Annotated in this window: 5 protein-coding genes; 2 read left to right on the plus strand and 3 right to left on the minus strand. The window is 73.0% G+C overall.

Translation table 11 applies throughout. The features are described from left to right. The 3 genes from EF903_RS24275 to EF903_RS24285 all read right to left on the minus strand — a co-directional run. Positions 1 to 668, minus strand: a 668-nt coding sequence (locus tag EF903_RS24275; RefSeq protein WP_312845956.1) for a lipoyl domain-containing protein, incomplete at its 3' end; no start/stop codon positions are given. 53 nt (positions 669 to 721) lie between these two features. Continuing rightward, the gene (gene lpdA, locus EF903_RS24280) at positions 722 to 2,110 is read right to left on the minus strand and encodes a dihydrolipoyl dehydrogenase (protein ID WP_125546541.1); all 1,389 of its coding nucleotides are present in this window, start codon (positions 2,108 to 2,110) and stop codon (positions 722 to 724) included. Between the two features lie 308 nt (positions 2,111 to 2,418). After that, positions 2,419 to 3,954: a leucyl aminopeptidase gene (locus EF903_RS24285; protein ID WP_125546543.1), complete on the minus strand. Its 1,536-nt coding sequence runs from the start codon at positions 3,952 to 3,954 to the stop codon at positions 2,419 to 2,421. Positions 3,955 to 4,302: 348 nt separating this feature from the next. Between EF903_RS24285 and EF903_RS24290 the strand changes: the two genes are divergently transcribed. Together EF903_RS24290 and pelF are read left to right on the plus strand one after the other, a co-directional pair. Beyond that, the gene (locus tag EF903_RS24290) at positions 4,303 to 6,336 is read left to right on the plus strand and encodes a hypothetical protein (RefSeq protein WP_125546545.1); all 2,034 of its coding nucleotides are present in this window, start codon (positions 4,303 to 4,305) and stop codon (positions 6,334 to 6,336) included. Positions 6,337 to 6,440: 104 nt separating this feature from the next. Further along, positions 6,441 to 7,952: a GT4 family glycosyltransferase PelF gene (gene pelF / locus EF903_RS24295; protein ID WP_125546547.1), complete on the plus strand. Its 1,512-nt coding sequence runs from the start codon at positions 6,441 to 6,443 to the stop codon at positions 7,950 to 7,952. Positions 7,953 to 8,010 lie beyond the last annotated feature (58 nt).

An 8,010-nucleotide genomic window follows, 5' to 3' on the forward strand; every position in this document is an offset into this window, starting at 1 on the left:
GGCCGCTCCTCCCCCGCGGCTGCCGGGGCCCCGCCCTCGCCGGGCGGGGTCGCGGGCGCAGCCGCCTGGCTCGCCGAGCCGTCCGCCGCGGACCGCGTACGCCGCGCGGGCCGGGCCGGAGCCTCCGCGCCCTCCGCCGGAGCCGCAGCCGCCTGGCTCGCCGAGCCGTCCGCCGCGGACCGCGTACGCCGCACCGGACGCACCGGAGCCTCCGCACCCTCCGCCGGAACCGCAGCCGCCTGGCTCGCCGAGCCCTCCGACACCGACCGCGTACGCCGCGCGGGCCGAACGGGAGCCTCCGTGCCGGCAGCGCCCTCGGCCGGAGCCGGGGCGGCGGCCGCCTCGGCCGCGGGGGCTTCGGCGGCCGGAGCCGCGGCCTCGGCGGGGGCCTCGGCGGCGGCCGGGGCGGGAGCCTCGGCCGCGGCGCCGGAGCCGTCGTCGATGACGGCCAGCTCGGCGCCGACCTCGACGGTCTCGTCCTCGGCGACCTTGATCGAGGCCAGGATGCCGGCGACGGGCGAGGGGATCTCGGTGTCGACCTTGTCGGTCGACACCTCCAGCAGCGGCTCGTCGGCCTCGACGCGCTCGCCCTCGGCCTTCAGCCAGCGGGTGACAGTGCCCTCTGTGACGCTCTCGCCGAGCGCCGGAAGGGTTACGGAAACCGCCATGGTTTCAGTTGCTCCTTGTGAAAGTGCGGAAGTGGTCGTCGCGCCCGGGACGATCAGTCGTGGGAGTGCAGCGGCTTGCCGGCCAGGGCCAGGTGGGCCTCGCCGAGCGCCTCGTTCTGCGTCGGGTGCGCGTGGATGAGCTGCGCGACCTCGGCCGGCAGGGCCTCCCAGTTGTAGATCAGCTGGGCCTCGCCGACCTGCTCGCCCATCCGGTCACCGACCATGTGGACGCCGACCACGGCACCGTCCTTGACCTGGACGAGCTTGATCTCGCCCGCGGTCTTCAGGATCTTGCTCTTGCCGTTGCCCGCCAGGTTGTACTTCAGGGCGACGACCTTGTCCGCACCGTAGATCTCCTTGGCCTTGGCCTCGGTGATGCCGACGGAGGCGACCTCGGGGTGGCAGTACGTCACCCGCGGCACGCCGTCGTAGTCGATCGGGACGGTCTTCAGGCCCGCCAGGCGCTCCGCGACGAGGATGCCCTCCGCGAAGCCGACGTGCGCGAGCTGCAGGGTCGGGACCAGGTCGCCGACGGCCGAGATCGTCGGCACGTTCGTCTGCATGTACTCGTCGACCAGGACGTAGCCCCGGTCCATCGCGACGCCCTGCTCCTCGTAGCCCAGGCCCTGGGAGACCGGGCCGCGGCCGATGGCGACCAGCAGCACCTCGGCCTCGAAGGTCTTGCCGTCGGCGAGGGTGACCCGCACACCGTTCTCGGTGTACTCGGCCTTCTCGAAGAAGGTGCCCAGGTTGAACTTGATGCCGCGCTTGCGGAAGGCCCGCTCCAGCAGCTTGGAGCTGTTCTCGTCCTCGACCGGGACGAGGTGCTTCAGGCCCTCGATGACCGTGACGTCGGTGCCGAAGGACTTCCAGGCCGAGGCGAACTCGACGCCGATGACGCCGCCGCCGAGGATGATCGCGGACTGCGGCACGCGGTCCAGGACGAGCGCGTGGTCCGAGGAGATGATGCGGTTGCCGTCGATGTCCAGGCCGGGCAGGGAGCGCGGCACGGAACCGGTCGCCAGCAGGACGTGGCGGCCCTGGACGCGCTGCCCGTTCACGTCGACGGACGTCGGGGAGGACAGCCGGCCCTCGCCCTCGATGTACGTCACCTTGCGGGAGGCGACCAGGCCCTGGAGGCCCTTGTACAGGCCCGCGATGACGTCGTCCTTGTACTTGTGCACGCCCGCGATGTCGATGCCCTCGAAGGAGGCCTTGACGCCGAACTGCGCGGCCTCGCGCGCCTGGTCGGCGATCTCGCCCGCGTGGAGCAGGGCCTTCGTCGGGATGCAGCCGTTGTGCAGGCAGGTGCCGCCGAGCTTGTTCTTCTCGATCAGGGCAACGTCCAGACCCAGCTGGGAAGCGCGCAGAGCCGCGGCGTAACCGCCACTGCCACCGCCGAGGATCACTAGGTCGAAAACGGTGCTGGCGTCGTTCGCCACGTCACGTCCTCCATGCATGTGCGCCGGGCACCGGTCCTCTGTGACCGGGCGGCGGCTGGTATTCGGCCGCTTGTTTCTTCGGCCCTGTGGTGGGGGCCCTGTCCTGCCGAGAACCCATCTTCGCATTTGTCGGGGGAACGCGGGACGCCGGGCCCGGACTGTGGCAGGTCGTTCTGCCGGACGAGGGGGTTACCGAAGCGTAGAAACCTGCGGATTTCGTCGTGGGTGAACACCCCGGCCCCGCGGACCTGCCGTCCGGGGCCGGGGTGCGTCGTGCGTCACACCGCCGGGGCGGTGGGGCGGGGGCGTCAGCCCAGGTCGCCCGTGGCGGTCCGCTCGGCCAGCCGGACCAGGGTGCGCACGGCCGAGCCGGTGCCGCCCTTGGGGGTGTAGCCGTACGGGGCGCCCTCGTGGAAGGCCGGACCGGCGATGTCGAGGTGGGCCCAGGTGATGCCCTCGCCGACGAACTCCTGCAGGAACAGGCCGGCGACGAGGCCGCCGCCCATGCGGACGCCCATGTTGGCGATGTCCGCGGTGGGGGAGTCCATCGTCTTGCGCAGGTCCGCGGGGAGCGGCATCGGCCAGGACTGCTCGCCGACCTCCTCGGCGATCTCGTGGACCGCGGTGCGGAAGGCGTCGTCGTTGGCCATGATGCCGAAGGTGCGGTCGCCGAGCGCCAGGACCATCGCGCCGGTCAGGGTCGCCACGTCGATGATCGCGTCCGGGTTCTCCTCGGACGCCTTGGTCAGCGCGTCGCCCAGGACGAGGCGGCCCTCGGCGTCGGTGTTGAGGACCTCGACGGTCTTGCCGCTGTACATGCGCAGCACGTCGCCGGGGCGGGTGGCGGAGCCGGAGGGCATGTTCTCGGCGAGGGCGAGCCAGCCGGTGACGTTGACGGGCAGGCCCAGGCGGGCCACCGCGACGACCGAGGCGAACACGGCGGCGGCGCCGGACATGTCGCACTTCATCGTCTCGTTGTGGCCGGCCGGCTTCAGCGAGATGCCGCCCGAGTCGTAGGTGATGCCCTTGCCGACGAAGGCGAGGTGCTTCTCCGCCCCGGGGTGGGTGTAGGTGATCTTCACCAGGCGCGGCGGGTTCTCGGAGCCCTTGCCGACGCCCATGATGCCGCCGTAGCCCCCCTTGGTGAGGGCCTTCTCGTCGAGCACCTGGACCTTGAGGCCGTGCTCCTTGGCCGTGGCGGACGCGATCGACGCGAACGCGGCCGGGGTGAGGTCGTTCGGCGGGGTGTTGATCAGGTCGCGGGCGGTGTTGACCTCGGAGGCGACGACGATCGCGCGCTCCACCGCGGCCTTGTGCTCCTTGTCGCGCGGCTTGGCGCCGAGCAGGGCCACCTCGGCGAGGGGGAGCTTGGGGCCGCCGTTCTTCGCGGCCGCGCCCTTCTTCCCGCCGCCCTGGTAGGAGGTGAAGGCGTACGCGCCGAGCAGCGCGCCCTCGGCGACGGCGGTGACGGCGGAGGCGTCCTCCAGGGGGAGGGCGAAGGCGGCCTTCTTGCTGCCGTGCAGCGCGCGGGCCGCGGAGCCGGCGGCGCGGCGCAGCGCCTCCTCGTCGAACGACTCGTCCTCGTCGGGAGCCGGGCCGAGGCCGACCGCCAGCACGACCGGGGCCTTGAGGCCGTCGGGGGACGGCAGCTTGGTGGTCTCGCCTTCGGCGCCGGTGGCGCCCAGCGCGTCGAGAACGGCGGCGAGCCTCCCGTCGTACGCCTTGTCCACGGCCTCGGCGCCCGCGGCGACGACGGGACCCTTCGGGCCCTTCGCCACGCCGACCACGAGGGCGTCGGCGCGCAGCGTCGCCGCGCCGGCAGTGCTGAGAGTCAGAGCAGTCACGGTGGTGAGGTCTCGCTTCCGTTTGTGTTGTGGGCCGAGTGGGTGGACGGCCTTCCGGCAGCGATCGTATTCCGGCCCGGCGGCCGCCAGAAATGAGCCTACGCGCAGGGGCCTGTCCGCACGCCACTCGAAGGTTTGCCGAGGTGTTCGAACAGGGCGTCCCCCGGTTCACCCGTCCGTGGTCATCGGTCCGGGTTTGCCTCTCCGCACGCTCCGGCTGCCGCGAGACTCGGGCCACTCGATCGCAAGGGGACGCGGGGTTCCTTTGCATGATTTCCACAGAGCCTCCCCGGCCCGGCCCCACCGCCGGGGCCGCGCCGGGTTGCGCCTGCGGGGGGAAAGGCCGACATGGTCATAAGGAACCGGACGAGCAGGACCGCGGCAGCCCTGGCGGCCGCCGCGCTGATGTCCATGGCACTGCCCGCCGCGTCCGCCGAGGCGGCGGACGCGGCCACACCGCGCATCGACCTGAAGGTGCTCGTCGTCGACGACGGCGGCAGCTCGGTCGAGGCGATCACCGCGGAGCTCCGCGACACCGGGGTCCCTTACACGCGCGTCCTGCTGGGCGCGAGCGGCCGCCCGGTCATCGACGCCGCCTTCCTCAGCGACACGGTCGACGGCCGGCCGCGCGCGAAGTACCAGGGCGTGGTGCTGCCCAACGAGAACCCGTTCGGCGAGGGTTCGGCCGAGATGGCGGCGCTCGCCGCGTACGAGACGGCGTTCGGCATCCGCCAGGTGGACGCCTACACCTGGGCCCACCCCGGCGTGGGCCTGGAGTACACCGACAACGGCGGCTACAGCGGGCAGCTCGACGGGACGCGCGCCGCCGTCACCGCCGCCGGCACGGCCGGCCCGTTCGGCTACCTCGGCGGCGAGGTCGCCTTCGAGGACAACTCCCCGCTCGTCCCGGAGAGCTACGGCTTCATGGGCCGGCCGCGGGCGGGCTACACCAGCTTCGTGGACGCGCCCGCCGGCGCCGGCCGGGCCTCGCTGGTGGGCGAGTACGCGCACGACGGGCGCACCGAGCTCGTCGTCACCTTCGGCTACAACCAGCACCAGCGGCAGTTCCGGCTGCTGGCCCGCGGCATCGTCGACTGGCTCACCCAGGGCGTGCACCTCGGCCGCAGCCGCAACTACTTCGCCGTGCACGTCGACGACGTCCTCGCGCCCGACGCCCGCTGGAACACCGAGCTCAACTGCACGCCCGGCGACTACGCCTGCGCGGGCGGCGAGGGCCGGGAGAGCACCATCCGGATGACCGCCGACGACGCCCGGTACGCCGTCCAGTGGCAGCAGGCCAAGGGCTTCAGGCTCGACATGCTCTTCAACGCCGGCGCCGGCGAGGAGTGGAAGGCCGAGAACGGCGGCACCGACGCCCTCACCGCACAGCTGCTCGCCGACAAGGCGCGGTTCCGCTGGCTCAACCACACCTACACGCACCCCTTCCTCGGCTGCGTCCAGGACACCGCCGCCGACCCGTGGACCTGCAAGAAGGACGCGCAGGGCAACGTCCAGTACATGAGCCGCGCGGAGATCTCGGCGCAGATCCGCGACAACGTGGACTGGGCGGCCGCCAAGGGCGTCCCCCTCGACCGCACCGAACTCGTCACCGGCGAGCACTCCGGGCTCAGGACGCTCCCGCAGCAGCCGCAGGACAACCCCAACCTGGCCGGGGCCCTCGCCGACAACGGCGTCAAGTGGGTCGGCAGCGACAACTCCCGCGAGCCCGCCCAGCGCCCCGTCGGCGCGGCCCTGACCGTCCCCCGCCACCCGATGAACGTGTACTACAACACGGGCACCAACGCGGAGATGGCCGACGAGTACAACTGGATCTACACCAGCCGCGCCCACGGCGGCAGCGGCCTGTGCGAGGACAACCCGGCGACCTCCACCTGCCTGCCCGCCCCGCTCGACACCGCCACCGGCTACCTCGGCCACATCGTCCCGCAGGAGGCCCGCACCGCCCTGCGCCACGTGCTGGCCAACGACCCGCGGCCGCACTACGTCCACCAGTCCAACCTCGCCGAGGACCGCACCCTCTACCCCGTCCTCGACCGGGTCCTCGACGACTACCGGACCCTCTTCGCGCCCAGCGCGCCGCTCGTCAACCAGAGCATGAAGGACACCGGCGTCGAGCTCGGCCGGCGCGCCGCCTGGGACAAGGCGCTCGCCGCGGGCCGCGTCACCGCCTACCGCATCGGCACGACCGTCACCGTCAAGGCGCCCTCCGGCGTCCTCGCCCCGGTCACCGCGCCGACCGGCACCCGCAAGCAGCTCCTGCTGGGCACCGCCGAGTTCGGCACCGCGTACGCCGGGACCCGCTCCGCCTGGACCGGGCCCGAACTCCTGCAGAGCGCGGTCGTGCTCCGCCTGCCCGGCTGAGCCGGGCCCTCCGATCCACCCGGCCGAGCGGGCCGCGCAGCCCGCTCGGCCGCAGTCCTGCTCCTGCGCGAACCGACGCAACAGTCCTTGGGGGGACACACCGCATGAGCCATGGGCGCCACGTCACCATGCTCACCGAAGGCACCTACCCGCACGTCCACGGGGGAGTGAGCACCTGGTGCGACCAACTGGTCCGGGGCATGCCGGAAGTCGACTTCAACGTCACGGCCCTGACCGGCACCGGCCGCGAGCCCGTCGCCTGGGAGCTGCCGCGCAACGTCTACCGGCACACCTCCTTCCCGCTGTGGGGGCCGCCTCCCGGACGCGGCCGCAGGCTCCGGGGAGGCGCGGCGCGGCGCCGCTTCGCCGAAACCTGTGAAACCTTCCTGCTGTCCCTGCTCGACCCCGCCGCCGGCGGATTCCGCGAGGCGCTGCGCGAGTTCGCCGTGCTCGCCCGGGCCGGGCAGCTCGCGCCGGCCCTGCGCTCCGAGTCCGTCCTGCGCCTGCTCACGGCCGTCTGGACCCGCCCCGGCCTGCCCACCGCCGCCGCGGCACCGACCGTCCACGACGCGCTGACCGCCACCGACCTGCTGGAGCACGCGCTGCGTCCGCTGTGCGTGCGGATCCCGCCCGACTGCGTCGCCCACGCCGTCAGCAGCGGCATCGCCACGCTCCCCGCCCTCGCCGCGAAACACCTGGACGGGGTCCCCTTCCTGCTCACCGAGCACGGCATCTACCTGCGCGAGCGCTACCTCGGCTACCGCAGCGCCGCCCAGCGCTGGCCCGTCAAGGCCCTCGTCCTCGGCTTCTACCGCGAGCTCAACACCGAGGGCTACCGGCAGGCCGACCTGATCACGCCCTGCAACCGGTACAACCGCCGCTGGGAGGAGCGCGGCGGCGCACCCGCCGACAGGATCCGCACCGTCTACAACGGCGTCGACCCGCACGCCTTCCCCGACGCCGGCCCCGAGCCGGAGGTGCCCACCCTCAGCTGGTGCGGCCGCATCGACCCCATCAAGGACCTCGGAACCCTCCTGCGGGCCTACGCGTTCATGCGCCGCGAACTGCCCGAGCTGCGGCTGCGCCTCTTCGGCCCCGTGCCCGCCGGCTGCGAGGACCACAAGACCGGCCTGGAGAAGCTCGCCGCCGAACTCGGCGTCGCCGACGGAGTGACCTGGGAGGGCCGCATCGAGCGGGTCGCCGACGCGTACGCCGCCGGCAGCATCGTCATGCTCTCCAGCATCAGCGAGGGCTTCCCCTTCAGCATCATCGAGGCCATGTCCTGCGGACGCACGACCGTCTCCACCGACGTCGGCGGCGTCCGGGAGGCCGTCGGCGACACCGGACTCGTCGTCCCGCCCCGCGAACCGGAGACCATGGCCCGCGCCGCCCTCGCCCTCTTACGGGACGGTGCCCGCCGCGCCGAGCTCGGCCGGCTCGCCCGGCGGCGCGTCATCGAGAAGTTCACCCTCCACCAGTCCGTCGACGGCTTCCGCCACATCTACCGCGAACTCGCCGGCCAGCCCGTCCTGCCCGTCCACGAGGGCGACGACTGGACCCAGCGGCTCGCCGACCCCTGGTACCGCGAACTCGCCGCCGACGGGAGCCTGTGGTGAGCGGATCCCTCTGGCTGCGCGCCCCGGGCGCCGACACCCTGCCCGCCGTCCCCCGGCC

Source organism: Streptomyces sp. WAC05292 (genome assembly GCF_003949955.1).
In the GTDB taxonomy this organism is placed as follows: Bacteria; Actinomycetota; Actinomycetes; order Streptomycetales; family Streptomycetaceae; genus Streptomyces; species Streptomyces globosus.